Annotated in this window: 27 protein-coding genes; 20 read left to right on the top strand and 7 right to left on the bottom strand. The window is 60.9% G+C overall.

The annotated features are described in order from the left end of the window. Positions 1-9: 9 nt before the first annotated feature. From F2P46_RS26425 to F2P46_RS26400, 6 genes are all read right to left on the bottom strand, one after another. Positions 10-318: a hypothetical protein gene (locus tag F2P46_RS26425; RefSeq protein WP_166895868.1), complete on the bottom strand. Its 309-nt coding sequence runs from the start codon at positions 316-318 to the stop codon at positions 10-12. Between the two features lie 89 nt (positions 319-407). Further along, positions 408-728, bottom strand: a complete 321-nt coding sequence (locus tag F2P46_RS26420) for a hypothetical protein (RefSeq protein WP_166895866.1) — start codon at positions 726-728, stop codon at positions 408-410. A gap of 87 nt (positions 729-815) precedes the next feature. After that, positions 816-1,634 (bottom strand): CPBP family intramembrane glutamic endopeptidase, encoded by an 819-nt coding sequence (locus tag F2P46_RS26415; protein ID WP_166895864.1) that lies wholly within the window; start codon positions 1,632-1,634, stop codon positions 816-818. 100 nt (positions 1,635-1,734) lie between these two features. Then, positions 1,735-2,043 carry a hypothetical protein gene (locus F2P46_RS26410; protein ID WP_166895862.1) on the bottom strand — a complete coding sequence of 103 codons (309 nt, stop codon included), beginning with the start codon at positions 2,041-2,043 and terminating at the stop codon, positions 1,735-1,737. Continuing rightward, the gene (locus F2P46_RS26405) at positions 2,043-2,276 is read right to left on the bottom strand and encodes a hypothetical protein (RefSeq protein ID WP_166895860.1); all 234 of its coding nucleotides are present in this window, start codon (positions 2,274-2,276) and stop codon (positions 2,043-2,045) included. Before F2P46_RS26405 ends, F2P46_RS26410 begins: the two co-directional genes overlap by 1 nt. 245 nt (positions 2,277-2,521) lie before the next feature. After that, positions 2,522-3,331 (bottom strand): PEP-CTERM sorting domain-containing protein, encoded by an 810-nt coding sequence (locus F2P46_RS26400; RefSeq protein ID WP_208296782.1) that lies wholly within the window; start codon positions 3,329-3,331, stop codon positions 2,522-2,524. Positions 3,332-3,809: 478 nt separating this feature from the next. On the opposite strand from F2P46_RS26400, the gene F2P46_RS26395 reads away from it, so the two are divergent. Then, positions 3,810-4,574, top strand: a complete 765-nt coding sequence (locus tag F2P46_RS26395) for a hypothetical protein (RefSeq protein ID WP_166895856.1) — start codon at positions 3,810-3,812, stop codon at positions 4,572-4,574. Positions 4,575-4,695: 121 nt separating this feature from the next. Here the strand turns inward: F2P46_RS26395 and fliE are convergent, their stop codons facing one another. Beyond that, positions 4,696-5,046, bottom strand: a complete 351-nt coding sequence (fliE, locus tag F2P46_RS26390) for a flagellar hook-basal body complex protein FliE (RefSeq protein ID WP_166895854.1) — start codon at positions 5,044-5,046, stop codon at positions 4,696-4,698. A 241-nt stretch (positions 5,047-5,287) separates the two neighbouring features. Here fliE and fliF point away from each other — a divergent pair, with 241 nt between their 5' ends. From fliF to F2P46_RS26295, 19 genes are all read left to right on the top strand, one after another. Then, the gene (gene fliF / locus F2P46_RS26385; protein WP_166895853.1) at positions 5,288-6,994 is read left to right on the top strand and encodes a flagellar basal-body MS-ring/collar protein FliF; all 1,707 of its coding nucleotides are present in this window, start codon (positions 5,288-5,290) and stop codon (positions 6,992-6,994) included. Next, complete coding sequence (fliG, locus tag F2P46_RS26380; RefSeq protein ID WP_166880546.1) at positions 6,987-7,979, top strand: flagellar motor switch protein FliG; 993 nt, start codon at positions 6,987-6,989, stop codon at positions 7,977-7,979. Before fliF ends, fliG begins: the two co-directional genes overlap by 8 nt. Further along, positions 7,979-8,674: a flagellar assembly protein FliH gene (fliH, locus tag F2P46_RS26375; protein ID WP_166895851.1), complete on the top strand. Its 696-nt coding sequence runs from the start codon at positions 7,979-7,981 to the stop codon at positions 8,672-8,674. Before fliG ends, fliH begins: the two co-directional genes overlap by 1 nt. After that, positions 8,671-10,086 (top strand): flagellar protein export ATPase FliI, encoded by a 1,416-nt coding sequence (fliI, locus tag F2P46_RS26370; protein WP_166895849.1) that lies wholly within the window; start codon positions 8,671-8,673, stop codon positions 10,084-10,086. Before fliH ends, fliI begins: the two co-directional genes overlap by 4 nt. A 35-nt stretch (positions 10,087-10,121) precedes the next feature. Next, complete coding sequence (gene fliJ, locus F2P46_RS26365; RefSeq protein WP_166895847.1) at positions 10,122-10,562, top strand: flagellar export protein FliJ; 441 nt, start codon at positions 10,122-10,124, stop codon at positions 10,560-10,562. Positions 10,563-10,602: 40 nt separating this feature from the next. After that, complete coding sequence (locus F2P46_RS26360; protein WP_166895845.1) at positions 10,603-12,036, top strand: flagellar hook-length control protein FliK; 1,434 nt, start codon at positions 10,603-10,605, stop codon at positions 12,034-12,036. Positions 12,037-12,256: 220 nt separating this feature from the next. Further along, the gene (fliL, locus tag F2P46_RS26355; protein WP_166895843.1) at positions 12,257-12,772 is read left to right on the top strand and encodes a flagellar basal body-associated protein FliL; all 516 of its coding nucleotides are present in this window, start codon (positions 12,257-12,259) and stop codon (positions 12,770-12,772) included. A 6-nt stretch (positions 12,773-12,778) separates the two neighbouring features. Continuing rightward, positions 12,779-13,756 carry a flagellar motor switch protein FliM gene (gene fliM, locus F2P46_RS26350; protein WP_166880536.1) on the top strand — a complete coding sequence of 326 codons (978 nt, stop codon included), beginning with the start codon at positions 12,779-12,781 and terminating at the stop codon, positions 13,754-13,756. A 14-nt stretch (positions 13,757-13,770) separates the two neighbouring features. Next, positions 13,771-14,184, top strand: coding sequence for a flagellar motor switch protein FliN (gene fliN / locus F2P46_RS26345; RefSeq protein WP_166895841.1), 414 nt, complete (start codon positions 13,771-13,773; stop codon positions 14,182-14,184). After that, positions 14,181-14,837, top strand: a complete 657-nt coding sequence (fliO, locus tag F2P46_RS26340; RefSeq protein WP_166895839.1) for a flagellar biosynthetic protein FliO — start codon at positions 14,181-14,183, stop codon at positions 14,835-14,837. Before fliN ends, fliO begins: the two co-directional genes overlap by 4 nt. Continuing rightward, positions 14,827-15,594: a flagellar type III secretion system pore protein FliP gene (gene fliP / locus F2P46_RS26335; protein WP_166895837.1), complete on the top strand. Its 768-nt coding sequence runs from the start codon at positions 14,827-14,829 to the stop codon at positions 15,592-15,594. Before fliO ends, fliP begins: the two co-directional genes overlap by 11 nt. An 11-nt stretch (positions 15,595-15,605) precedes the next feature. After that, complete coding sequence (gene fliQ / locus F2P46_RS26330) at positions 15,606-15,875, top strand: flagellar biosynthesis protein FliQ (protein ID WP_166895835.1); 270 nt, start codon at positions 15,606-15,608, stop codon at positions 15,873-15,875. Between the two features lie 27 nt (positions 15,876-15,902). Then, on the top strand, positions 15,903-16,775 hold the full coding sequence (fliR, locus tag F2P46_RS26325) for a flagellar biosynthetic protein FliR (RefSeq protein WP_166895833.1): 873 nt from the start codon (positions 15,903-15,905) through the stop codon (positions 16,773-16,775). A 157-nt stretch (positions 16,776-16,932) separates the two neighbouring features. Then, a complete protein-coding gene (locus tag F2P46_RS26320) occupies positions 16,933-21,402 on the top strand; it encodes a DUF6861 domain-containing protein (RefSeq protein WP_166895831.1) in 4,470 nt (1,489 codons plus the stop codon). Next, complete coding sequence (locus tag F2P46_RS26315; protein WP_166895829.1) at positions 21,399-22,019, top strand: hypothetical protein; 621 nt, start codon at positions 21,399-21,401, stop codon at positions 22,017-22,019. The genes F2P46_RS26320 and F2P46_RS26315 overlap by 4 nt, the downstream gene beginning before the upstream one ends. A 188-nt stretch (positions 22,020-22,207) precedes the next feature. Next, positions 22,208-22,441, top strand: coding sequence for a hypothetical protein (locus tag F2P46_RS26310; RefSeq protein WP_166895827.1), 234 nt, complete (start codon positions 22,208-22,210; stop codon positions 22,439-22,441). 110 nt (positions 22,442-22,551) lie between these two features. Then, complete coding sequence (locus F2P46_RS26305) at positions 22,552-23,235, top strand: hypothetical protein (protein ID WP_166895825.1); 684 nt, start codon at positions 22,552-22,554, stop codon at positions 23,233-23,235. A gap of 17 nt (positions 23,236-23,252) precedes the next feature. Next, the gene (locus F2P46_RS26300) at positions 23,253-23,504 is read left to right on the top strand and encodes a hypothetical protein (RefSeq protein WP_166895823.1); all 252 of its coding nucleotides are present in this window, start codon (positions 23,253-23,255) and stop codon (positions 23,502-23,504) included. A gap of 187 nt (positions 23,505-23,691) precedes the next feature. Beyond that, the gene (locus F2P46_RS26295; protein ID WP_166895821.1) at positions 23,692-24,159 is read left to right on the top strand and encodes a hypothetical protein; all 468 of its coding nucleotides are present in this window, start codon (positions 23,692-23,694) and stop codon (positions 24,157-24,159) included. Positions 24,160-24,964 lie beyond the last annotated feature (805 nt).

Raw genomic sequence — 24,964 nt, 5'->3', positions numbered from 1 at the left:
GTTTCCGTTTCAAATGGGTGAAGCAAGCTTGCGGGCGATATGGGCGATGTGCTGTTTGAGCGTCACTACATCGGTGAATTTGGCGCTCTCGAGCGGCTGCTCCCAGGCCTGATCTTTCACCAGCAGCAGGAGAAAGCGGCCCTGTTCGTTGAACGAAGGATACCAGCCGACATCGAGCAACAGATGATCGCCGAATCGGATCTGCAGCATGTCTTCCCTGAGGCAGTCGATATGCACGGCCACGTCGAACGCATCGGGAAGATGGGAAATCTGGTCGTACACGACCACGCCCTTCCCTATATCCAGATTCCAGAACATGGGTGCCTTTCATCGATCGGTCATTCGCCGGGGCCGGGCTGGCGCCAGCAGTGCAGCGGCGCCCCGCTGCACTGCTGGCGGCGGCGCGCTCACAACCATCGGTTGCAAGGAGAGCCATGCAAAAGCTCCCGGAATCGATCGAGCGTGATCATATTTTTGTCGACCAGCACATCGCTTATCTCGACGAAAATAGCATAATCCTCCGCGCATCCGGTGCTTTTTGAAAGAACATCGAGCGCATCGTTAAACAGCTCATGCTCACGCTGGTCGTAGGCAGCGAATATCACTTCGCGCATCCTTGACTTCAGCGATTGGTTTTCTCTTGTATCGTCTTCGTCATTCGTAAAGTCCGAAGCATAATATGCGGCAAGATCGATCTTGATTTGATCGAGCCTGTTTCTAAGTTGCATCGGTAACTCCTGCTTGAACGGGGCATCAAGTCGGCATCATAGCGGGCATCGACATTGCCGTGCCGGGAAAACCCGCGCTGGCGGCATTCACCGATCGGCCGTGCCGCGCCGCCCTGCCGGCGCCTGCAATATACGGTACAAGATGGTCATCCCTACAGCGCCCAGTAACATCGCCAGCAACCAGGTCGAGGGGGCGAACAGCGGAAAGCTGTCCTGTGCCCTGCCGGCGTCGTCCCAGTCGACTGTGACGCAGGCGGTATTGTAGGCCGCGTGCAGCGCGATACACGGTATCAGCGACCTGGTGCGCTCGTACAGCCAGCCGAGAAACACGCCGATGATCACAGCGCCGACATACTGATAGATATTCATGTGGGCAAAGCCGAACAGGCCGGCCGAGGCCAGGATGGCGGCCCATTTCGGATACTGCCCCAGGAAGCTGCGCAGGATAATTCCGCGAAACAGCATTTCCTCGAGCACCGGCCCGAGCAGGCAGATGGCCACGATCATGGTGACGCTGTCGGCATTCAGGCTGGCCAGCAGCGCCCGGTCCTGCGACGTCATGGGAAGCAGCGCCAGCAGCGCCGCGTCCAGCGTGACCATGGAAATGAAGAGCAATGGCAGCGTCAGGGCAAGTGCCGGCAACAGCACCGGCAGCGCGGGTCGTCCCCCTGCGCGCGAAGAATGGAACAGTTCGCGGTAGCTGAGGTTTTTATAGCCCATCAGCCCGGTGAAGACGATGCCATAGCCGAGCACCATGATCATGCCGCCCAGGTCGCGCGGTTCCATCGACAAGGCGCCGCGCACGTCGTACAGCGCTGCGCCCACCAAGTACTCGGCCATGTACAACGCGATGACCAGCATCAGCGCTTCCAGTGCGTTCGGGAAGGTTTCGTGTTTCTCATTCATGAATCGGCAAATCCTGCTTTCCCGGCACTCAAGCCGCGCAAAAGCACGAGTAAACGCGATGTGAGGAGTTATTGCAAGCAAGAAATCGAAAGACGATCGGTTACAACGGTTTTTCTCCGGCTGGATCGACCATCCGATGCCCCGGTTGACCACCATCGCGTGCAGCGATGCGTTGCTGGACAAGTAACCGGCGCGAAGCGAAAACGTCGCGCTGATAGTCGCTCATGTAGAAATCCTGGCCTTGCAGGGTGACCCGCATGCCGTACGAAGGCCAGGCCGCTTGCCTTGACGCCGCATCGCACCGCAGCCGTCCGGTGTCGATCGCCGCCAGAAAATCCGTGCGCGACAAGGGCGCCACCATCGTCCCGTCGACCGGCACATGCTCCAGATCGAACCGGGCGACGGCCATCAGGATGGTCCGCCCGGCCCCGATAAGGCGTCCTTTCCCGAAAAATAATCGATCGTCACGCTGCACAAGGTGGAACGCAGGTCTGCCCTGACCATGACCAGTCCCCAGGAAAACTGAAAATAATCGACGCCCGTCGTGGAATCGGTCGCCTCGCGCGCCCATGCCATGGCCAGCATCCTGCTCAGTTGACGTTTTTCCTTGAGCAAGTCGTCCGGCGTGGCGTCGTAACCCAAGCGGCTCACCGGGCAGTCGCGCCATACCAGATCGATGACATGCAGGCGTTCATTCTCAAAACGCAGCGCGCCGCCGAAGTTCCGCCCCCATAAAACCAGGTCGGTAAAATAGACATGGCATCCATTCAGATTTCCTTTATCGATGTTATTTTTCGACGCCAGGCGTGATGCAAACTCGCCGCGCAGGGTGTCGCCGCCGATCGTGCGATCCGCGTCGAGCGCGAGCGAGCCGTTACTCAGGTCAACTAGGCACGTGTGCGGCCAGCGAGGGGCAGCCGGCCGGCTTGTGTCGGGCCGTACGCGTTGGCACTGGCTGCGCCACGCAGGCGCCAGAGCACCAGCCCCATGCCCGCGAGCAGCATAGCGTAAGTCGACGGTTCCGGCACCGGCGGCACGCCGTAAATCCCGTTAGAGGCAGTGGCCCATAAAAAGAACGAGCCCTTGCCGCTATTGGCTCCGGTCTGCAGCGTTCTGTCAAACAAGTTGGTGCTCGCTTCGTTGTCAATTGCCCTGTAGTCGACGGAGAACTCCGAATAGATGAACTGTTCATCCTCCAAGTGGCCCCTGAAGGCGGCCACGCTCGATGCGCGCGCATGGGCGTCGCGTGGCGAGGCGGCAACGTCGGCCACTGCGCTGAAGCGCAAGGCGGTGTAGGGCGAGAGCGAGAACCCTACGCTATAGCTATTGTTGGCATGAATGAAACGGTCGGTCAGGGCCGGCCCATGATAGAGCGACGATGCCGTCAGGGTGCCCGGCGCCGTGTGCGTTTGCGCGGCGCCGACCGTCCATGTCTGCTCCAGGCTGCCATAGCCGTTTTTCCGAAACGACTCGATCGCGCCCCCCTGGACGTCGTAAACCACCAGCGACTCGACTGCGTCGTGCCGGAACTCGGCCACCGGCGCCACGCCATCGTCGGGCCGCAGGTCGATCACCTCGATGCTGATCTGGCGGACCTGGACGCTGGAACTGACTGTCAAGGCGTGGCCGGAGAGGGGTAACAGTAACAAGCCGGCAAGGAACAGACGCGCAGGCAAACGGGAAGGATGCTTGGACATGATCGACCTTTCAGGACAATAGCCGCGGGCTTGCGGCATGCAAAAGCTTATACCAGAAAAGTGCAGAAAGATTAATATTTATACCGATTCGGCCCGGCCAGCCACGTGCCAGGATCAAGGCGCTGGCGTCACCGGGCCCGCGCCTTGCACCTGCATGGTCATGCTCTCTTCATGCTGGTGAAGGTCAGGACTGGGGCGAGCCGGTCGAGCGCATGCGCTGGCCGCGTTGCGGCACGTCCGGGACAAGGGCGACGAATTCGGCGCCACCACATCGATGACCGGTCCGACTGGATCTGGCGCCGCATCAAGGCCACGAAAACATTGTCACGCAGCGAGAACTTTCGCCGCGTGGCTGTTACCCATGACTGCGCGACGGCCCTCGACAAGCGGCTGCCGCATTTCTCACACAAACGAAAGGGGTAAATATGATGGCAGGTAGATTGCCGATAGGAAAAATTGGGACTTTGTCACGGGGGTCGTGCTCGACCGGGTCGCGACCAAGGTGCACGACCAGACACCGCCATCGCCATCGCAGCCTGCCGATCAGCCGGAAACACCGCGTTTCAGGGTATCAGTGTCGGGCAACGGCAATTTTAAGCTGCAGCTGCTCGACGCACTTCAGCGTGATCCCGGCAATGTGGTAACGGAAAGCGTCGTTAAAAGAAGTGGGCAAATAGCCGAAGTGTTCCAGAACGCCGCCACTGCTGCCCTCAGTGGATCCAAACTCACCAAAGAAGAATTTCTGGAGTTAGCTGACCAGGCGAAAAATGGCATGCAGATCGGTGCAGGCGTTGCAAATTTAGCTAACGGAAATGAAAAATTGACAACGGAAGATAAATTGGCCCTCGCTAAAGCAGTCAGCAAGGATATTCTCAGTCGCTTCGATCCCACGCAGATTGCTGAAACCTTCAAAACGATGAAAAAAGCGGCGGGCGTTGCGAACGATATCCACAACCTCAGCGATTCGGACGTTAACGAAATCGTCGAAGCGCTGAACGACCGGGCGAAGGCCGACGCTGCGGGGGCGCTCGCCGGTAGCGCTGCAGTCAGTCTGGTTGCCACCATCCTCAAGGCGATGCCCAATCCTGGCGCCAAGGCCACCGGCATAGGACTACAGGCTGCCAATACCGCAGCGAGCGGCAGCCAGTTTTCGACGACAATACGCCAACTCGCCGGCGCCGGGTCGCCCGAGGCGAGCGCCGCAAGTCAGCAACTTGCCAGGATCGCGACCGATAAGGCATGAAGCAACATGCAGGACGCGCGGCATGCGCAGGTGATTTTGGTGTACCCGCGCCACGGCGCAGCGCAACGCAGCATGCTGCGGCGAATCGATTCACCGGGAGCGCGCGCCAACAGCTCCGCCATCACACCTGCATATTCATGATCTCGTGATACGCCGACACCAGCTTATTGCGCACCTGTACAGTTGCCTGGAAACCAATACTGGCCTTCTGCATCGACACCATCACATCCGACAAACTCACCCGGTCGTCGCCCATGGTGAACGCCTTGCCCTGCTCCCCCGCATTTTTCTGGGCCTCGCTGACCTGGGCGATGGAGTTTTTGAGCGCATCGGCGAAATCGACCTTGGCGACGGCCGGCTCGGGCGTGACCTTGACCGAGGGCACAACGCCGCCGGCCGGGCGCGTGGACGCCGCCTTGAGCTGGGCCATCATGGCTTCGATCCGGTCCGATCCGATTCCGTTCACATTCATGTCGTTTCCTCTGTTCACACTGCCGGGCGTACAATACGCACTATGTATACCAGCGAAGTCAGGCTGCCAGAATAGCACCCGGGTGGCGCGCCGGGCCGTCGAGCAGGGCCCGAAAGCGCGCTCTGTTCGGCGCTTTGAGCGGGGACCCCTCCCCACATAATGGCGTCTGAGCCCCAGCCTTTGCGCAGGTTTGGGAAATTCCTACCAAGTTTCGGGCCTGGCCCGTCGGACACCCACCACCATGGCAGCTGCAACCGCAGAAGATCTCGTCGATATCCCCCCCCAGGACACGCCGCCCCCGACGTTCCTGCAGACTCCGCTCGGAAAGAATTTCATCCGCGGTCTCGGCATCGCGGCGGTGCTGGCGCTGATGCTCGGTGTCTGGATGTGGAGCCAGCGCATCGAATACGGCGTCTTGTTTACCAACGTCAGCGACAAGGATGGCGGCGCCATCATGGCCTCGCTCGACCAGATGGCGGTGCCCTACAAGTTCTCCGACGGCGGCGCCTCGATCATGATCCCCAACGAGCAGGTGCACGGCGTGCGCCTGAAGCTGGCCGCGCAAGGCTTGCCGAAGGGCGGCACGGTCGGCTTCGAGCTGATGGAAAACCAGAAACTGGGCGTGTCCCAGTTCCACGAACAAGTCAATTACCAGCGCTCGCTCGAAGGCGAACTGGCGCGCTCGATCGAGTCGATCGCCGCCGTCAGCTCGGCGCGCGTGCACCTGGCGCTGCCGAAACCGTCGGTGTTTGTGCGCGAGCAGCAAAAGCCGACCGCCTCGGTGTTGTTGAATTTGCAAACCGGGCGCGTGATCGACCAGGCCCAGGTCAACGCCATCGTCCACCTGCTGGCCTCGAGCGTGTCGGAACTGCCGGTGTCGAACGTCACCGTGGTCGACCAGGCCGGCAACCTGCTGTCGGACCCCGACAAAACCAACAACGGGCGCAAACTCGACCCGAACCAGCTCAAATACGTGGAAGCGGTCCAGAAAAACATCATCAAGCAGGTCGAGTCGCTGATCACCCCGCTGGTCGGCCCCGGCAATGTGCGCGCCGAAGCGACCGCCGACATCGACTTCGCCCAGGTCGACACCGCCGCCGAAGTCTACAAGCCAAATTCCCCGCCGGAACCGCAATCGATCCGCAGCCAGCAAACCTCGGAAGCGAACGGCCCCGGCACCGCCAACCCGGCCGGCGTGCCGGGTGCGCTCTCCAACCAGCCGCCGGGCCTGGCCACGGCGCCCCTGACCGCCACCGGCGCCCCCGCCACCGCGCCGGGCGTCACCACCGGCCCGACGCGCAAGGACACCACCACCAATTTTGAAGTCGACAAGACGATCCGCTTCGAGCAGCGCCCGATGGGCCTGGTCAAGCGCCTGACCGTCGGCGTGCTGGTCAACCACCGCCGTTCGGTCGACGCCAGGACCGGCAAGGTCACCGTGACGGCGCTCTCGGCCGCCCAGGTCGCCCAGATCAACGACCTGGTCAAGGAAGCGATGGGTTACAACAAGGACCGTGGCGATACGCTCAACGTGACCAACGCCGCGTTCGACGGCGTCGACAAGCCGGACGTGCCGGCCCCCACGCTGGACTGGTGGCGCGACCCGGCCAACCTGCCGCTGGCCAAGGATATCGCCAAGTACCTGTTCGTGGCCGGGATCATCGCCTTCCTGTACTTCCGCCTGCTGCGTCCGATGCTGCGCCCGGTCATGACCAAGTTCGACAAGGCCCACGAACTGCCACCCGAGCCGAGCGCCGCCGAGGAAGAAAAAGCCGACGAGGCCAGCGTGGCGGAAGCGGCGGCGGCGGCCCAGGAAGCCGAAGCCGAGGCCGAATCGGCGCAGGACCACAGTTACCGCGCCAACTTGGCGCTGGCCAAGAAACTGGCGCAGGAAGATCCGCGCATCGTCGCAAACGTCATCAAGGCATGGGTAGGTACAAATGAATGATAATGGAATCCAGAAGGCCGCCATTCTGATGCTGGCCATCGGCGAGTCCGAGGCGGCCGAAGTGATGCGCTTCCTCGGCCCGCGCGAAGTGCTCAAACTCGGCGCGGCCATGGCCACGATGAAGAACGTGCAGCACGAACAGGTGGTCACGGTGCTCGACTCCTTCCGCGAACAGACCGAACTCATTTCCACGGTCGGCCTCGATTCGGACGAATACATCCGCCAGGTGCTGACCAAGGCGCTGGGCGACGACAAGGCGTCGGTGCTGCTGTCGCGCATTTTGGGCGGCAAGGACGCCTCGGGCATCGAAAGCCTGAAGTGGATGGACGCCTCGTCGGTGTCGGAACTGATCCGCAACGAGCACCCGCAGATCATCGCCACCATTCTGGTCCACCTCGAGCGCGACCAGGCGTGCGAAATCCTCGGCAACTTTACCGACCGCCTGCGCAACGACGTGGTGCTGCGCATCGCCACCCTGGACGGGGTGCAGCCGGCCGCCCTGCGCGAGCTCAACGACGTGCTGACCAAACTGCTGTCGGGTAACGAGAACATCAAGAAATCGTCGCTCGGCGGGGTGCGCGCGGCGGCCGAAATCCTCAACTTCATGAGCGGCGAGCAAGAGGGTTCGGTGATGGACAACATCAAGAACTACGACAACGACATGGCGCAAAAGATCATGGACGAGATGTTCGTGTTCGACAACATCATCGATATCGACGACCGCGGCATCCAGCTGCTGCTGCGCGAAGTGCAGTCCGAAATGCTGATCATGGCGCTCAAGGGCGCCTCGCAGGAACTGCGCGAAAAAATCTTCCGCAACATGTCGGCGCGCGCCGGCGAGATGATGCGCGAAGACCTAGAATCGAAAGGGCCGGTGCGCCTGTCCGAAGTCGAAACCCAGCAAAAACAAATCCTGCAGATCGTGCGCCGCCTGTCCGACGAAGGCCAGATCGTGCTCGGCAAAGGTGAGGATTCCTTCGTCTGATGGCTACCCTTCCAAAAGAACTGCAAACCGCGTACCAGCGCTGGGAAATGAATTCCTTCGACCGCGTGCCGGAGCCGGAACCGGTGTTTCTCGACCCCCGCCTGGAAGAGGCGGCGCCGCCAGCGCCGCCAGCGCCGGAACTGCCCTCCGACGAAGAGCTGGCCGCCATCCGCGAGCAGGCGCGCCAGGAAGGCTTTGATGCGGGCCACGCGGCCGGCCACGAAGCCGGTTACGCCGACGCGCTCGCGCAGGGGCGCGAAGAAAACGCGCTTGAGCTGGCCAAGCTGCAAGCGATCGCCGCCACCTTCGCCCAGGCCCTGGCGCAGGCCGACGAGAGCATCGCCAACGACATGCTGGAACTGGCCCTGCAACTGGCCAAGAACATGCTGCGCATCGCGCTCGAGGTCAAGCCCGAGCTGATCATCCCGGTGGTGCGCGACGCCATCTCCTACCTGCCGGTGCTGCAACAGCCGGCCTTGCTGATGCTCAATCCGGACGATGCGCGCCTGGTGCGCGAGCAAATCGGCGAAGAACTCGACAAGGGCGGCTGGCGCGTGGTGGACGACGCCCAGATCGGCCGGGGCGGCTGCAAGATCGATACCGCCAGCAACCAGATCGACGCCCAGGCCGAAGTGCGCTGGCAACGCCTGGCCCATGCACTCGGCAAGAACGACGTGGAGTGGCTGAACCGATGAGCCAGTCCGATCCCGCCGCCACGCCCGACAAACACACGGCGCGCTGGTCCGCTTACCTGCGCGACTGCAGCACCCTGGTCGGCTTCGTCGAGCCGCAGCTGGTGTCGGGCCGGATTACGCGCGTGGCCGGGCTGGTCATGGAATGCGTGGGACTCAAGCTGGCCGTGGGCAGCGCCTGCACCATCCCTATGCCGGCCGGCAACCGGGTCGAGGCGGAAGTGGTCGGTTTCGACGGCGACCGCCTGTTCCTGATGCCGCAAAGCGATGTCGAAGGCATCGTCCCCGGCACCAAGGTGCTGCCGGTCGAAGCCACCCTGCCCCGTCCCGGTTCGGTGGCGCATCCGCGGCGCCGTCCGAGCGACCGCGCGCGCCACCTGCCGGTCGGCATGGGCCTCTTGGGCCGGGTGGTGGACGGCGCCGGCCGGCCCCTGGACGGCCTGGGGCCCCTGCTCACCGAAGACAGCGGCCCGATCAACGTGCGCCCGGCCAATCCGCTCGACCGCGCCCCCATCGTCGAAACGCTCGATGTCGGCATCCGCGCGATCAACGCCATGCTCACCGTCGGCCGTGGCCAGCGCCTGGGCCTGTTCGCCGGTTCCGGCGTCGGTAAATCGGTGCTGCTGGGAATGATGGCGCGCTACACCAAGGCCGACGTGGTGGTGGTCGGCCTGATCGGCGAACGGGGCCGCGAGGTCAAGGAATTCATCGAACACATCCTCGGACCGGAAGGCCTGGCGCGGGCCGCCGTCGTGGCCGCCCCGGCCGACACGCCGCCGCTGATGCGCCTGCAAGGCGCGGCCTACACCACGGCGATTGCCGAACATTTCCGCGACCAGGGCAAGAACGTGCTCATGATCATGGATTCGCTGACCCGCTACGCCATGGCGCAGCGCGAAATCGCCCTGGCCATCGGCGAGCCGCCGGCCACCAAGGGCTATCCGCCATCGGTGTTCGCCAAGTTGCCGGTGCTGGTGGAACGGGCCGGCAACGGCCTGCAGGGCGGCGGCTCGATCACCGCCTTCTACACCGTGCTGACCGAAGGCGACGACCAGCAAGACCCGATCGCCGACTCGGCGCGCGCCATCCTGGACGGCCACTTCGTGCTCAACCGACGCCTGGCCGAGTCCGGCCACTATCCGGCCATCGATATCGAGCAATCGATCAGCCGCGCCATGCACACCATTACCAGCACCGAGCACCAGCACGCGGCGCGGCGCCTCAAGCAACTGTATTCGCGCTTCGAGCGCTCGCGCGACCTGATCACGGTCGGCGCCTACGCCCACGGCAGCGACCCGGTGCTCGACCAGGCCATCGCCCTGAACGACAAGATCGAAGCTTTCCTGTGCCAGGAAATCGGCGACAACATCGGCATGCCGCAGAGCTTGGCCGAATTGACCGCTCTGTTCTCGTGATGGAATAGCGGACGGGGTGCCTATAATGATGCATTATGGCAAAACAAACCGTCCTCGATACCCTGCTCGAACTGGCCCAGCGCGACACCGACGATGCCGCCAAGCGGCTGGGGGTGGCGCTCAAGGCGGCCGAGGAAACCGAGCAAAAGCTGCAAATGCTGCTCGGCTACCTGGAAGATTACGCGCAAAAGCTGGACGCGGCCCAGCGCAACGGCATTACGCCGATGGCGTACGCCAATTTCATTGCCTTCATGGGCAAGCTGGAGCACGCCATCATGGGCCAGCGCGAAATCGTCAAGCACGCGCATCACCGCAGCGCGGTGGAAAAGGGCTTATGGCAGGCCAGCGAGCGCAAGCGGGTGTCGTACCGCACCCTGAACGAGCGCGCCGCCACCGAAGCACTGCGCCTGGAAAACAAGCGCGACCAGAAACAGATGGATGAACACGCCGCCCGCCAGGCTTATTACAAACGTTGATGCACCGGCCGCCGCCAATACAACCAACCGATCGCCCGCCATGTCCACTACTCCCATCGCCCAGCAAGTCGCTGCCCTGAACGCCACCCCGGCCCCGGCGCGCACCAATGCCGCGGCCGCGCAACCGGCGGTACAGTTCGGCCAGACCCTCTCGCGCGAGATCGCGCAGCGCCAGGGCATGAGCCAGCAGCCGCCCGCGCCCGCCGCCAAGGCAGCCGCGCCGCGCCCTGCCGAGAAAGCCCCGGCCGCGCGTACGGAACAAGGCGCCAAGGCCGAGCAGGCCGCCGCGCCCGCGCCGGACGCCGCGCCGGCCCGGCAGCCAGCGCCAGCGCCAGCGAACAATCCCCCCCAGGCCCAAGCGGGCGAGAACGGCGGCGCCCCCGGCGGCGACAGCGCGGCCGCGGCCGCGGCAGCCGCCGCCGACAGCGCCGCTGCCGCCGCCGCGCGCGCCGAATTGCCCTTGGCCGACATGCTGGCCCTGGTCGCCAGCCTGACCCAGCCGGCGCAGGCGGCGGCCGTGCCGGTCGCCCTTGACCCGGCCTGGAGCACGCTGGCCTCAAACCGCGCCACCGGCACCGCCGCCGACCCGAGCCTGGCGGCCGACGCCGCCCTGGCCGCCTTCAGCGCACCCGCCCTGGCGGCTGCCGGGCGCTTTGCAACGGTCGACGGCGGCCCCACCCCGCCCGCTGTCGGCGCACTGGGCCTGCCGACCGAACCGAGCCTGACGATGGAGGCGGACGCCGCCCAACAGGGCGACCTGCGCTCCCTGCTCGAAGGCGCCATGCCGCGCGCCGGCGGCGCCACTGCCGACAGCGCCCAGGGCCAGGGTGCGGCGCCGCAAACGACGGCGCTGCAAACGGCGGCCATCCCAAGCGACAGCGCCAAACTGGCGGCCAGCGCGCGCGAGCTGCCGGAGGCGATTACCGCCATCGACACCAAGGCGGCCGAGCCGGCGCCGCTTGCCGCGCCGCTGCAACAAGCCGCCGTCGGCCTGGCGCAAGCGGCCAACGGCGGCGCCGACAAACTGTCGGCGCGGGTCGGCACCCCGGCCTGGGATAACCAGGTCGGCCAGAAAATCGTCTGGATGGTGGCCGGCAAGGAACAAAGCGCCACCCTGACGCTCAATCCGCCCGACCTCGGCCCGGTCCAGGTGGTGCTCAACATCAGCGGCGACAACGCCAGCGTGACGTTCTCCTCGGGCGAACTGGAAGTACGCCAGGCGCTGGAAAACGCCATGCCGAAACTGCGTGAAATGATGGATGACAGCGGCATCTCGCTGGGCAACGCCAGCGTCAACGCCGGCATGCCCGAGCAGCGCCAGGACCAGGGTGAGCGCGCCACCGCCGGCAACGGCGGCGGTAGCGGCGGCCTGGGCGGCATCATCAACGGCAGCGCGGCCGACGCCAACGAGCGCCTGGCCGCCAGGACCCCGGTGCAAGGCGCCGGCCTGGGCCTGGTCGACACCTTCGCATGACAAGGCCAGGCAGGCGGACTTGTCGATTTGCCTAGCCTTCCCGGCCATGCGCGCAAGGCAGCGTATGAAAAGCGCATCGGATGTCGATGCCAAGCCACGAGTTGGGCCGCGATCGGCCCTGTTTTCCACGCATCTGCCCGCTCATTTCCTCGCGATAATGACATAATGACGGCATGATCCACCGACGCTGTCTTGAGGTACTTTGAAAGCGAAAGCAAACATGAAAGCTGCAGCTCCCCCTGACGCGGCCGTCAAGCCGCCATCGAAGAAAATGGCCATGATCGGTGCGATCGTGGCCGTCGTGGTGCTGGGCGGTGGCGGCGCGGGCTGGTTCCTGATGCACGACAAGGGTGGCGACGAGGCCGAAGAAACCGCAAAGCCGAGCAAGAAGAAGAAAAAGGCCGCCAAGGCGCACGCGCCGCCGGTGTTCGCCCCGCTCGAGGTCTTTACCGTCAACCTGCAACCGGACGGCGAAGAAGAGCACATGCTGCAGGTCTCGATCACCCTGGAGATGGCCGGCCAGGAACAGGCCGACCTGGTCAAGAACAATATGCCGAAGGTGCGCAGCCGCGTGCTGCTGCTGCTGTCGGCCAAGAAATCGTCGGAGCTGACCACGGTAGAAGGCAAGACCCGCCTGGCCGAGGAAGTCATGGAAGCGATCAAGAAGCCGTTCACCGACCACGAAGAGCCGCAGGAAGTCAACGAAGTCATGTTCACCCAGTTCATCATCCAGTGATCCTCCATGGCCGATAATTTTCTCTCGCAGGAAGAAGTCGATGCGCTGCTCAAGGGCGTCAACGGCGACGCCGACGAAGCTTCCGCGCCCGAAGACAACACGGGCGTACGCACCTACAACCTGGCCACGCAAGAACGGATCGTGCGCGGGCGCATGCCGACGCTCGAGATCATCAACGAGCGTTTCGCGCGCTTGCTGCGGGTCGGGCTGTTCAACTACATCCGCCGCAGCGCCGAAGTGTCGGTGGGCTCGGTGCGGGTCTCCAAATACAGCGAATTCATCCGCAACCTGGTGGTGCCGACCAACCTCAACCTGGTCCACATGAAGCCGCTGCGCGGCACGGCCCTGATCGTGTTCGATCCGGGCCTGGTGTTTTTGCTGGTCGATAATCTGTTCGGCGGCGACGGACGCTTTCATACCCGGGTCGAGGGCCGCGACTTTACCCAGACCGAGCAGCGCATCATCTTGCGCATCCTCGATATTGTGTTCGATTCGTATGCGAAATCGTGGGAACCGGTGTATCCGGTCGAGTTCGAGTACATCCGCTCCGAAATGAATACCCAGTTCGCCAACATCGCCACCCCGAACGAGGTGGTGGTGTCGTCGACGTTCACCATCGAGCTCGGTTCGGTGAGCGGCCAGATCCACATCTGCATGCCGTATTCGATGATCGAGCCGATCCGCGACACGCTCACCTCCAGCCTGCAAGGCGAGGCGCTGGAAGTCGACAAGCGCTGGATCCGCCTGATGACGCAGCAGATCCAGATTGCCGAAGTCGAGCTGGTGGCGGTGCTGGGCACGGCGCGCGCCTCGTTCGACGAGATTCTCAATTTCAAGGTGGGCGACATCGTCCCCCTCAACGTACCCGAACAGATCCAGGCCACCGTCGATGGCGTGCCGGTGATGGATTGCACGTATGGCGTGCTCAACGGACAATATGCGCTAAAGGTCGAGAAACTGCTCGCCAATGCGGACACCAAATAATTTAGGAGAGCACTATGTCCGATACTACCGATGACGACGCAATGGACGACTGGGGCGCGGCCATTGCCGAGCAGGCCAAGGCGGAAGCCGACGCCCTGCAAAGCCAGGCCGCCAGCGCGGCCGTGTTCAAGGATTTTTCGAACAAGGGCACCAGGCCCGACACGCCGAACGATATCGACTTCATCCTCGACATTCCGGTCCAGCTCACGGTCGAGCTGGGACGGACCAAGATCGCCATCAAGAACCTGCTGCAACTGGCCCAGGGTTCGGTGGTCGAGCTTGACGGCCTGGCGGGCGAGCCGATGGACGTGCTGGTCAACGGCTGCCTGATCGCCCAGGGCGAGGTGGTGGTGGTGAACGATAAATTCGGTATTCGCCTGACGGACATCATCACGCCGTCCGAACGGATTCGAAAACTCAATAAATGACGGCGCGCTTGCTTGCCGCCGTGGCGCTGGCGTGCAGCCTGGCGCCGGGCCTGGCGGCCGCCCAGGCGGCCGGCGCGGCGGCGCCCGCGGCATCTGCGCCGCTTAAGTCCGTTCCTGCCGCCGCATCGGCGCCAGTCGCTTCGGTTCCAGCGGCATCGGCGCTGCTCGCATCGGCGCCAGCGGCAGCGGTTCCCGCCGCCGCCGAGGCACCGGCCAGCGTTGCCGTGGTTGCGGCCCCTGCCCCGGCGCCCGTGGCCACCCTGCCCGCCGCTGCCGTGCCAGCAACGCCCGGTCCGATGGCGGGACCGTCGGCCGGCAACCTGCTGCAAACCATTTTCGCGCTGACCCTGGTGTTGGCGCTCTTGGGCGCAATGGTCTGGTTCATGAAGCGCTTCGGCCCGCAGGCGGCCGCCGGCGCGGCCCAGATGCGCACCATCGGCGCGCTCAGTTTGGGCGGGCGTGAAAGGGTGATCGTCATCGAAGTGGGCGACCAGTGGATTGTGGTGGGCGCGTCGCCCGGGCGCATCAACGCGCTGGCCACCATGCCCAGGCAGGAAAGCGCGGGCGGCCCCGCCGTGCTGACCAACGGCCCCGCGTCCGGCACGTTTGCCGAATGGCTGAAACAGACGATCGACAAACGCAATGGACGCTAAGCGCACTGCTGTTTTGACGCATCACACGCGGCGCTGGCTACCGCTGCTGGCGCTCGCTTTCCCCGCGCTGGCCTTGGCTGCGCCGGGCATCCCGACCTTCACCAGCGCGCCGGCGGCGGGCGGCGGCACGGCATACTCGCTGCCGGTGCAGACGCTGCTGTTGATGACGGCGCTGTCGTTCATCCCGGCGGTGCTGCTGATGATGACCAGTTTTACCCGCATTATCATCGTGCTGTCGCTGCTGCGCCAGGCGATCGGCACCCAGTCGGCCCCGCCCAACCAGGTGATGGTGGGGCTGGCGCTGTTCCTGACCCTGTTCGTCATGGGTCCGGTGTTCGACAAGATTTATGTGGATGCCTACCAGCCGCTGCAAGAAAACAAGATCGAGATGAACGTCGCCATGGACCGCGCCGTGGCGCCGCTGAAAACCTTCATGATCCGGCAGACGCGCCAGGCCGACCTGGCCATGTTCGTCAAGATTTCGCGCTCGGCCGCCTTGCAGGGGCCGGAAGACATTCCGCTGCGCATACTGATTCCGGCGTTTGTCACCAGCGAACTGAAAACCGCGTTCCAGATCGGCTTCGCCATCTTCATTCCGTTTCTCATCATCGACATGGTGGTGGCGTCGGTGCTGATGTCGATGGGGATGATGATGATGTCGCCGGCGGTCATTTCGCTCCCCTTCAAGCTGATGCTGTTCGTGCTGGTCGATGGCTGGCAACTGCTGCTCGGCTCGCTCGCACAGAGTTTCTACTAGCGAGGCTGCCGATGACTCCCGAAAGCGTAATGACAATGGGCCGCACGGCCATGGAAGTGACCTTGATGGTGGCCGCGCCCATGCTGCTGGTGGCGCTGATTATCGGCCTGATTGTCAGCATCTTCCAGGCCGCCACCCAGATCAATGAAGCGACCCTGTCCTTCATTCCTAAGCTGGTCGGCATTTTTGTCGCCCTGATCGTGGCCGGGCCGTGGATGCTGGCGGTCATGCTCGACTATATGCGCCAGGTGTTTAGCGGCATTCCCGGCCTGGTCAACTGACGCGCACGCGCGCGTCACATCCATCGCATGATCACCATTACCAGCATCGAGATGAATGCGTGGATCGCCGGCCTGCTGTGGCCGCTGACCCGCATCCTCGGACTGATCACGGCCGCGCCGCTGTTCGGCAATGCCAGCGTGCCGGTACCGGTGAAGATCGCGCTCGGCGTGCTGCTGGCGAGTATTATCGCGCCGGCCATTCCGGCGCTGCCGGCGGCCGACCCGCTGTCGATGGCGGGCCTGTTGATTTTGGTGCAGGAAATGCTGATCGGGGTGGCGATGGGCTTTGCCATCCGCCTGGTGTTCGCCGCCATCGAAATGGCCGGCGAGATTTGCAGCCTGACCATGGGGCTGGGCTTTGCCAGCTTTTTCGACCCGCTGACCAAGGGGCGTTCCTCGGCCGTGAGCCAGTTTTTGGCGCTGATTGCGACCATGGCGTTTTTGGCCGCCAATGCGCACCTGGTGCTGCTCGAAGCGCTGGCCGAGAGTTTTATCACGATGCCGATTTCGGCCACGCCGATATCGTCCTCGGCGGAATGGGAGATCGCCAAATGGGGCGGGCTGATTTTCAGCGCGGGGCTGCATCTGTCGCTGCCGATCGTGGCGGCGCTGCTCATTACCCAGGTGGCGCTGGGCATTTTGACGCGCGCCGCGCCGCAGTTGAACATTTTCGGGATTGGTTTTCCGATCACACTGGGGGTGGGCATGCTGGTGATTGTGATGGTGCTGCCTTACCTGGGCAATCCGTTCCAGGTGCTGTTCAATCAGGGCATTGAGACGGCGCGCCGGGTGCCGCGCCTGGCGGCTACGCCGCAGGCGCCTGTTCCAACGGCGCGGGCGGACAGGCCTGCCGCGCTACCGGTCGGACCTGTTGAAGGCACACCGGGCCAGCGGCGCTGAGCAGGGCGTTGCGGGCTCGTGCGAGCTAGTAATTCGTCCACATCAGCCCGGTTTTTGAGTTAGCAGTTCAATATCGTATAAAATGATGTAAGCACAAGATTGCATTCCCAATATCAACCAAACTGATTTACGTTACCCGCCAAGAAAGATCCGCTCCATGAGCACTTTTGACATCCCTATCGATTTCCAACAGATCCGCAATGCCTTGGGCAACTTCGAGCGGACTTACGTGACGGGTGGCGCGAAGGCAGTCAACGATATTGAAAAACGCCTGGAACGGTTTTCTAAATCGCATCCATTGCCGACTATAAGGGGCGTGGTGCAGCAATTCCCAGGGGGAAATTGCCTGATTGCTGTCAACGACGCGCTGGACGGATCGAACAAGCTCGTCGCTCAGATGTTAGCAACCGCCGTCCAGGGGCTCGACTTCCGCATGGTCCAAAGCATCCTCATGGAAGCAGCCAAAGAAATTGCCATGTACCTCGGGGGAGGAGCGGTCTTGGGTGGCACAGCGGGCGGTGCGCTTGGCGCGTTGGCCGGCGGCGTCGGCGCGGTGCCAGGCGCAGTGGTCGGCGCCCAACTTGGCATGCAGATTGGCAGCGCCATCATGGCACTGATGGGCCTGGAAGACCTGGTTGATGGTTTCGTTAGCGTGGTTTCGTTGCTTGTTAAACCCATCATTGAGGGCTTCGCTTTAGCGGTCCGCGCCGGTATGCTTTCCGACAACCAACGCGCGCAATATCCCATGCTCATGAAGGGGGCGACCGAGGCTTTTGCACAGGGCAAGTTCATCCTGGTTATCGGACTGATGGCTGCGCTTGCGCAGTTGGTGTTGCGTAAAGGATTGACTCTAGCGGTTGATAAAGTCGGCGGCAGCAAATTAGGGAATGGATTTGCCGCCTGGTTGAAGAAGAACCAGCAAATCATCAAAGAGCATCCGGCCCTCAAGCCGAAAAGCCGTGCAGCCGCGCAAGGGCCGGCCAAGGGGCCAAGCTTGGAAAAACCGGCGCCGGCCAAGCCGGAGGCTGCCAAGCCAAAAGGGAAAGAAACCAGGAAGGAAGGCGAGGCTGAGACAGAATGCCCGACCTGCCTGCTTGACGGAGAACCCGTCAATCCTATTTCGGGTAGCAAGATCTTGGCAGCCTTTATCGACCGCGACTTTGCGCTGCCGGCGGCCCTGCCGCTGGTTTGGCAACGCAGCTACAGCTCGGCTCAACGGCAAGCTGGCTGGCTGGGCTCTGGCTGGAGCACGCCTCTATCGCTTGCGTTGGAGATCAATGTCGACAGCGTTGTCGTGCTCGACGCCTTCGCACGCGGGGTCACATTCTCATTGCCCGACATTGGAGAATCACTGTATTCACCATCTGAAAAAATCACACTCGTGCGCACCCACGACCGCAGCTTCGAGCTGGTCGACGACAAAGGCGAGCGCGATCTGTTTGCCCTGCCCGACTCCGCTCACAACATCGCCCGCTTGGTCGGCCAGATTGACGCCAACGGCAACCGGATCACCATCGCCTACAACCAGCGTCAATTGCCCGAGCGGGTCGAGGACAGCGCCGGGCGCGGCTATCTGCTGACGTTTGAAGACCATCGTGGTTACCCGCGCTTGCGCAGCATTGCCATGCAGCCGGCCGAGCCCGAGAGCGAGTCCGAGTTGATGGTCGAGTACGATTACGATGCGAACGGCAACCTGGCCAAAGTCCGCAACGGTAAAGGTGACGTGATGCGCCAGTTCACCTATCGCAACCACGTGATGGTCGAACATAGCCAGCCGGGCGGGCTGGTATCGCGCTACGAATACGACGAGTACGCCGCCAGCGGTAAGGTCACGCGCAACTGGGTCAACGACGGTCGGTCGTGGAGCTTTGACTACCTGGAACAGGAAACCGTCGTCACCGACAACTTGGGGCGCGAAAAGCATTACCGCTTCGACGCCAAGCGGCGCTTCATCGGCAAGGTGGACGCGGCCGGCGGCGTGACCACGCGCCGCCTTGACAGCAACGGTAATATCCTCGCCATTGTTGATGCCGGCGGGCGCAGCGTCAGCTACCGTTACGACCAGCGTGGCCGCGTCATCCGCATCGAAAGTGACGGCAAGGGCACCGGGATCGTCTATGACAGCCGCTTCGACAAGCCGGCGCTGATCACCGACGCGCTCGGCGCCACCACCGCCCTACGCTACGACGACGTTGGCAATCTGGCCAGCGTGACCGACGCGCTGGGCCAGCGCACGTCCTATCAGTACGATGCGAACGGCTTGCCGGTCAAGGTAACGGACGCCGCCGGAGGCGTCAAAAAACTGGCTTACAACAGCGCAGCGCAGTTGATCAGCTACACCGACTGCTCTAACAACACGACCCACTTCAGCTATGACGACAAGGGCCGGCTGCTGCGCGCCACCGACGCCAATGGCACCGTTATTCTCTACAGTTATGATGCGGTCGGCAGACCTCTGACAACTGAAAAGCCGGACGGCGGTGAGCGCTACGAATACGATTCGCTGGGACGCCTGATCGCGCACATCGACCCGCTCGGCAATCGCACCAGCTACGTGCTCGACACCGATGGACAGCCGCTTAAGCGCATCGATGCGCGTGGCAGCGTGATGGAATACCGCTACGACGATGCCCGCCGTGTGGCCGAGTTGATCAACGAAAATGGCGACGTACACCGCTTCGTCTACGACGCGCTCGACCGCCTGATCGAAGAAACCGGCTTCGATGCACGCCTGACGCGCTACCGCTACGACGACAGTGGCCTGATCACCGCCAAGGAAGAACTTGGCAGCGGCGAGCGCAACGAGTACACGCGCATCGACACGCACTACAGTCGCGACAGCGCCGGCCAGCTCGTCGAAATGCTCATCTCGCGCACGACGGGCGAGGTGCAGGCCGAACAATTGCGTGTACGCTACGCCTATGACACGCTCGGACGGATGACGCAAGCCATCAATGCCGACGCCGAAGTGAGCCTGCGCTACGATGTGCTGGGCCAGCTGGTGGGCGAGCATACAAAGGGGCGCGACTTCAGCGCCGAGCTGCGCCACGAGTACAACGAACTGGGCAACCGCATCAAGACGGTCTTGCCTGACGGGCGCGTTCTGAACAACCTGTTTTACGGCTCGGGACACCTGCACCAGATCAACATCGATGGCGATGTCATTACAGATATCGAGCGCGACAAGCTGCACCGGGCCACCAGCCGCACCCAAGGCGCGCTGACCAGCCAGTTCCAGTATGACCCGGTGGGGCGGCTGCTGGCGCAGGTAGCAGGCCATCTGGGCGTTGGTGCAAGCACCGAGCCCGTGATTGCGCGCCGCTACGAGTATGACGAGAGCGGCAACCTGCTGGCGATCGACGATAAACGCAACGGTCGCAAGACCTACAGCTACGACGTGATCGGCCGCATCATGAGCGCCGTGCAGCCGAACCTGGCGGAGCGTTTTGCGTTCGATCCTGCGCACAATCTGCTCGATGAGACGGTTGCCAGCGCCGGCCGAGTTGAGGGCAACCGCGTGCGCGTGTTCGAGGACAAGCGCTACGACTACGATGCGCACGGCAACCTGACCGAAAAGCTGACCGGCAAGCACACGCGCCTGAAGCTGGAGTGGAATGCGGCGCATCAATTGGTCAAGTCGGTCGTCACGCGGCATGCCTTGGAACCGAATCCGACGGTGCAGACCGTCAAGTATGCCTACGATCCATTCGGCCGCCGGATCGCGAAGCGGGATGCGTTTGGCATCACACGCTTTGTGTGGGATGGAAATCGCTTGCTGTGCGAAGCGCGTGGGAAGTGGGAGCGCACTTACGTCTATGAGCCAGACTCGTTCGTGCCGCTGGCGCAGATGGACACTGTTGCCGAAGATGGCGACCTCGGGAGCCAAAGTGAAATCCATTATATCCATACCGACCACCTTGGCACGCCAAATGAAGTAACCGACCAGCAAGGCAAGGTCGTGTGGGCGTCAGAGTACAAGGCATGGGGGAATGTTCTTCGTGTGGTTCATACTGCCCAACTACGTAAAGTATCAGTGAATGTAGAATCTGTGCAGAGTGTTGCGGAGCATGCTCAGCCGATACGCTTCCTTGGTCAGTATCAGGACATCGAGACTGGTTTGCATTACAACCGTTTTCGCTACTATGATGCTGATTGCGGGCGCTACATTTCAGTGGATCCCATAGGGCTGGCAGGTGGCACTAATTCCTATCAATATGCCGCTAACCCGGTCAGTTGGGTTGATCCATTAGGATTGACATGTGAATGTCTAGACCAAGCTATTCATATTTTTGGCAATAATACTCAACTCAAAGGGCTTAGAGATGACGATATTGTTCTTGATAGCAATGGAATGCTCCCTTCGCAAGTTGGCAAAGCAAAGCCTAAAGGCAAATCTGCGACTAGACATCCGCCGGAATCCCGTCTTAGTGGACCTTATTATACGATCCCAGCAGGTACCAAAATACCAGATGGGCTAGGTATAATTCATGATGGTCGCGATCTTCCCGGAGGATGGATGTCAGACTACCATACCACAATATTCCCCACAAGAAAAATGTCGCCAGCCGAATTTGATAAATTGCTTAGATCTATGCCTTGGACATATGGAGGGAAGATAAAAAAATGAAGAAATCTTTTGATGAATCACTTATAGCTTTTTCAGAAAGCGAAGCAAATTTAAATTTAAGCCGCTACAATTTTTTTTCAGATTGCAACAAAAACTTATTTTTATCAAAATACTACCAACCATATGAAGAGAGTTTAGAACGGTATTTCTTCAATCTACATCGACTTTTTGCCGACGGATTGCACGATAAAAATATTAAGGAAGGTATTAATTCAAAAGACCCCGATCTTAGAACATCAGTTTTGCAAATCATCAAAGACGGTTTCTTTTCCGATAGTTTTATGCAAGAAATTGCCCGTGATTTACTTATTTTAGACATTAAAGGGAATGATAATGATCGTACTTTAGTTGGACAAATTCTCTCCAGAAAATATAGCGAAAAATCACTTTTGATTGAACTACTTCCTGATTGCATATCTCAGTGCTTCAGCGAACTTGACACATACGCGGAAGATGTTTTCTATGTATATCAAAATTCGTGGTACATTATGTTAATCCTAAATGCCGAGAATCTTTTAAAGGAACATATTCGTTTTGGAGAAAATCATGAAAATCCGGAAGTCAGAGAGTTAGCTGCCGAGTATAAAATTGATATGGAACAAGCACTGCGACCTTAAGGGCACCTCGTTATACACAAATCCGGGGCGCCGAATAAGGGGCATAGGGTCAGTGCCTACAAACTACCACGAGCGAGGCACGGAGAGGCACGGGGTCAGTGCCTACAAACTACCACGGGCTGAACAGTAGGCAGCCCAAGTTGCCTTTGTGAACGTTTCGATGCTTTCCAGGCGAGATCACCTTCTCGTTGCAGGACATCGGCGAATCGCTGTACTCGCAGTCCGAGAAAATCACACTGGTGCGCACGCACGACAGCAGCTTCGAGCTGGTCGACGACAAGGGCGAGCGCGATCTGTTCGCCCTGTCCGGCACCAGTGATCTGTTCGCCCTGTCCGACTCCGCTCACAACATCGCCCGCCTGGTCGGCCAGATCGCGGGGCACGGGGTCAGTGCCTACAAACTAACACGGGCTGAACAGTAGGCAGTCCCAAGTCGCCTTTGTGAACGCTTCAATGCTTTCCATGTGAGATCACCTTCTCGTTGCCGGGCATCAGCAAATCGCTGTACTCGCCGTCCGAGAAAATCACTTTGGTGCGCACGCACGACCGCTTCTTCGAGCTGGTTGACGACAAGGGCCAGCGCGATCTGTTCGCCCTGTCCGACTCCGCTCACAACATCGCCCGCCTGGTCGGCCAGATCGATGCCAACGGCAACCGGATCACCATCGCGTACAACCAGCGCCAATTGCCCGAGCGGGTGGAGGACAGCGCCGGGCGCGGCTACATGCTGGCGTTCGAAGACCACTGGGGCTACCCGCGCCTACGCAGCATTGCCATGCAGCCGGCCGAGCCCGAGGGCGACAGCGAACTGCTGGTCGAGTACGAGTACGATGCAAACGGCAACCTGGCCAAAGTCAGCAACGGCAAGGGCGACGTAACGCGGCAGTTTGCCTATCGCAATCTTGAACACAGCCAGCCCGGCGGCCTGGTGTCGCGCTACGAATACGACGAGTACGCCGCCTGCGGCAAGGTCACGCGCAACTGGACCAATAGTGGCTTGTCGTGGAGCTTTCGCTATCTGGAACACGAAACCGTCGTCACCGACAACTTGGGGCGCGAAGATCGATACCGCTTCGACGCCAAACGCCGCTTCATCGGCCAGGTGGACGCGGCCGGTGGCGTGACCACGGGGCACAGGGTCAGTGCCTACAAACTACCACGAGCTGAACATTGGGCAGTCCTAAGTCGCCTTTGTGAACGTTTCGATGCCTTTTAGGCGAGATCACCTTCTCGTTGCCGGGCATCGGCGAATCGCTGTACTCGCCGTCCGAGAAAATCACCTTGGTGCGCATGCACGAGCGCTGCTTCGAGCTGGTTGACGACAAAGGGGAGCGCGATCTCTTCGCCCTGCCCGATACCACCAGCAACATCGCCCGTCTGGTTGGCCAGATGGACGCCAACGGCAACCGGATCACCATTTCCTACAACCAGCGCCAATTCTGGCAACGCATGGCGGCGCCGGCACCGGGCCATTGGCAACTGTAGCGCGTCGGTACAGAAGATCTTGCTTGTAAACATAAGCAGAGCCCGGTAAAGTGGGAAAATGGATTTGCTCAACGAACTGCCCCCAGCCGGACCAGAAAGTATCCAGCAATTCTTTCACACTTTCCTGAAACGTGGAAGCGGGTGAAAAACCTGCCGGGCTTTTCTCTTTTATGATGGGAAAGAAACTATGAAAGAAAATGCCAATGACCTTCTACATTCCATTAGTGTTAGATTAGATCGAGAATCTTTCCTCGCAAATCAAGCAGCAGGGATAGGATTTGACCTGTTTTTAGCTAAATTTGTGTATGAAATTCCAGATGCGCTAACCCGTGATATTTTTCTGAAATTTTGGGAACGAATAAATAGATCCAAAATAGAAAATATATTGGTTAATCAAATTAACTATGCATTGCGACTAGCAGCGCCTGGACAACTTGAATATGAGGAAGTAAATAAAATTTTCTCTTTATGCGACGACGTGTATGCACTGGCGATATTGGGATTCAAAGCGCCAGAAGAGTTGATTGCAGAATTCGAAGACAAAGTGCGAGAGAAACTTGCGTCAGTTAAGAAAATCTCTCGAGCGGTTGCAAATGCCAGCGTGGAAGATTGGAATCGAAACCTATGGTGGTATAAAGAAAATGTTTCAAAATAATCCATCCCAAAATGGGCAATTCCCAAGCACCCATTGGTAAGGGGATATTGACAAAAAGAATAACCCCGACGGAGCATTGGGCGGCCCAGATCGGAGCATGCACGGGGTCAGTGCCTACAAACTAACACGGGCTGAACAGTAGGCAGTACCAAGCAGCATGCACGGGGTCAGTGCCTACAAACTAACACGGGCTGAACAGTAGACAGTACCAAGTCGCCTTTGTGAAGGTTTCGATGCTTTCGAGGCGAGATCACCTTCTCGTTGCCGGGCATCGGCGAATCACTGTACTCGCCGTCCGAGAAAATCGCTTTGGTGCGCACGCACGAGCGCTGCTTCCACTTGGGTTGTCGAAAACATGTTCGTGTAAAGATGCAGGCCTTGGGGAGTCGAAAACTCTTGCTGATAGAATTATTGATGAAGCAAATCAAGCCGCAGCGCTTGGTGGAGCTGTGAGTGAAGCCCGGCGTGAAATTTTGAAACGGAATTTACCTCAAGTGCAACGTAGGAATCCGACTCAGAACCAAGTCATGCGACGTGGATTTCGCTAAAGTGGATCCATTGGTCAAGACAATTTGTCAGCGAGTTTAAGCTGTGTCCGGTTCCAACTCTGCAGCTGGTCGGCGCTGCCCCGTAATGCTCCTTTCTCGTCGCTGGAGGGATCCATCCTCCAGTGACTAACCCTGGCAGGGCGGGGTCTGGGGCAGCGCCCCAGGTCGCCGCCCTCACGCCGCTGCCGATACGGCTATTTCCGCTGGGCCGTACTTGTCAACGATCAGCGCACCGCCGCCGACGCCGCTACGATAGA

The organism is Massilia sp. CCM 8734 (assembly GCF_011682155.1).
Lineage (GTDB): Bacteria > Pseudomonadota > Gammaproteobacteria > Burkholderiales > Burkholderiaceae_D > Telluria_A > Telluria_A rubra.
The sequence above is the reverse complement of the archived record's forward strand: the minus strand, read 5'-3'. Positions and strand labels throughout refer to the sequence as shown.

Bases quoted from the DNA above. Each gene is read 5' to 3' on its own strand.
- fliG (WP_166880546.1), top strand. From the start codon at position 6,987: ATGAATGATAATGGAATCCAGAAGGCCGCCATTCTGATGCTGGCCATC.
- F2P46_RS26410 (WP_166895862.1), bottom strand. From the start codon at position 2,043: ATGGCCGTCGCCCGGTTCGATCTGGAGCATGTGCCGGTCGACGGGACG.
- fliR (WP_166895833.1), top strand. From the start codon at position 15,903: ATGATCACCATTACCAGCATCGAGATGAATGCGTGGATCGCCGGCCTG.
- F2P46_RS26420 (WP_166895866.1), bottom strand. From the start codon at position 728: ATGCAACTTAGAAACAGGCTCGATCAAATCAAGATCGATCTTGCCGCA.
- F2P46_RS26400 (WP_208296782.1), bottom strand. From the start codon at position 3,331: ATGTCCAAGCATCCTTCCCGTTTGCCTGCGCGTCTGTTCCTTGCCGGC.
- fliF (WP_166895853.1), top strand. From the start codon at position 5,288: ATGGCAGCTGCAACCGCAGAAGATCTCGTCGATATCCCCCCCCAGGAC.
- F2P46_RS26425 (WP_166895868.1), bottom strand. From the start codon at position 318: ATGTTCTGGAATCTGGATATAGGGAAGGGCGTGGTCGTGTACGACCAG.
- fliO (WP_166895839.1), top strand. From the start codon at position 14,181: ATGACGGCGCGCTTGCTTGCCGCCGTGGCGCTGGCGTGCAGCCTGGCG.
- fliH (WP_166895851.1), top strand. From the start codon at position 7,979: ATGGCTACCCTTCCAAAAGAACTGCAAACCGCGTACCAGCGCTGGGAA.
- fliL (WP_166895843.1), top strand. From the start codon at position 12,257: ATGAAAGCTGCAGCTCCCCCTGACGCGGCCGTCAAGCCGCCATCGAAG.
- fliI (WP_166895849.1), top strand. From the start codon at position 8,671: ATGAGCCAGTCCGATCCCGCCGCCACGCCCGACAAACACACGGCGCGC.
- F2P46_RS26320 (WP_166895831.1), top strand. From the start codon at position 16,933: ATGAGCACTTTTGACATCCCTATCGATTTCCAACAGATCCGCAATGCC.
- fliN (WP_166895841.1), top strand. From the start codon at position 13,771: ATGTCCGATACTACCGATGACGACGCAATGGACGACTGGGGCGCGGCC.
- fliJ (WP_166895847.1), top strand. From the start codon at position 10,122: ATGGCAAAACAAACCGTCCTCGATACCCTGCTCGAACTGGCCCAGCGC.
- F2P46_RS26315 (WP_166895829.1), top strand. From the start codon at position 21,399: ATGAAGAAATCTTTTGATGAATCACTTATAGCTTTTTCAGAAAGCGAA.
- fliP (WP_166895837.1), top strand. From the start codon at position 14,827: ATGGACGCTAAGCGCACTGCTGTTTTGACGCATCACACGCGGCGCTGG.
- fliE (WP_166895854.1), bottom strand. From the start codon at position 5,046: ATGAATGTGAACGGAATCGGATCGGACCGGATCGAAGCCATGATGGCC.
- F2P46_RS26295 (WP_166895821.1), top strand. From the start codon at position 23,692: ATGAAAGAAAATGCCAATGACCTTCTACATTCCATTAGTGTTAGATTA.
- F2P46_RS26360 (WP_166895845.1), top strand. From the start codon at position 10,603: ATGTCCACTACTCCCATCGCCCAGCAAGTCGCTGCCCTGAACGCCACC.
- F2P46_RS26415 (WP_166895864.1), bottom strand. From the start codon at position 1,634: ATGAATGAGAAACACGAAACCTTCCCGAACGCACTGGAAGCGCTGATG.
- fliM (WP_166880536.1), top strand. From the start codon at position 12,779: ATGGCCGATAATTTTCTCTCGCAGGAAGAAGTCGATGCGCTGCTCAAG.
- fliQ (WP_166895835.1), top strand. From the start codon at position 15,606: ATGACTCCCGAAAGCGTAATGACAATGGGCCGCACGGCCATGGAAGTG.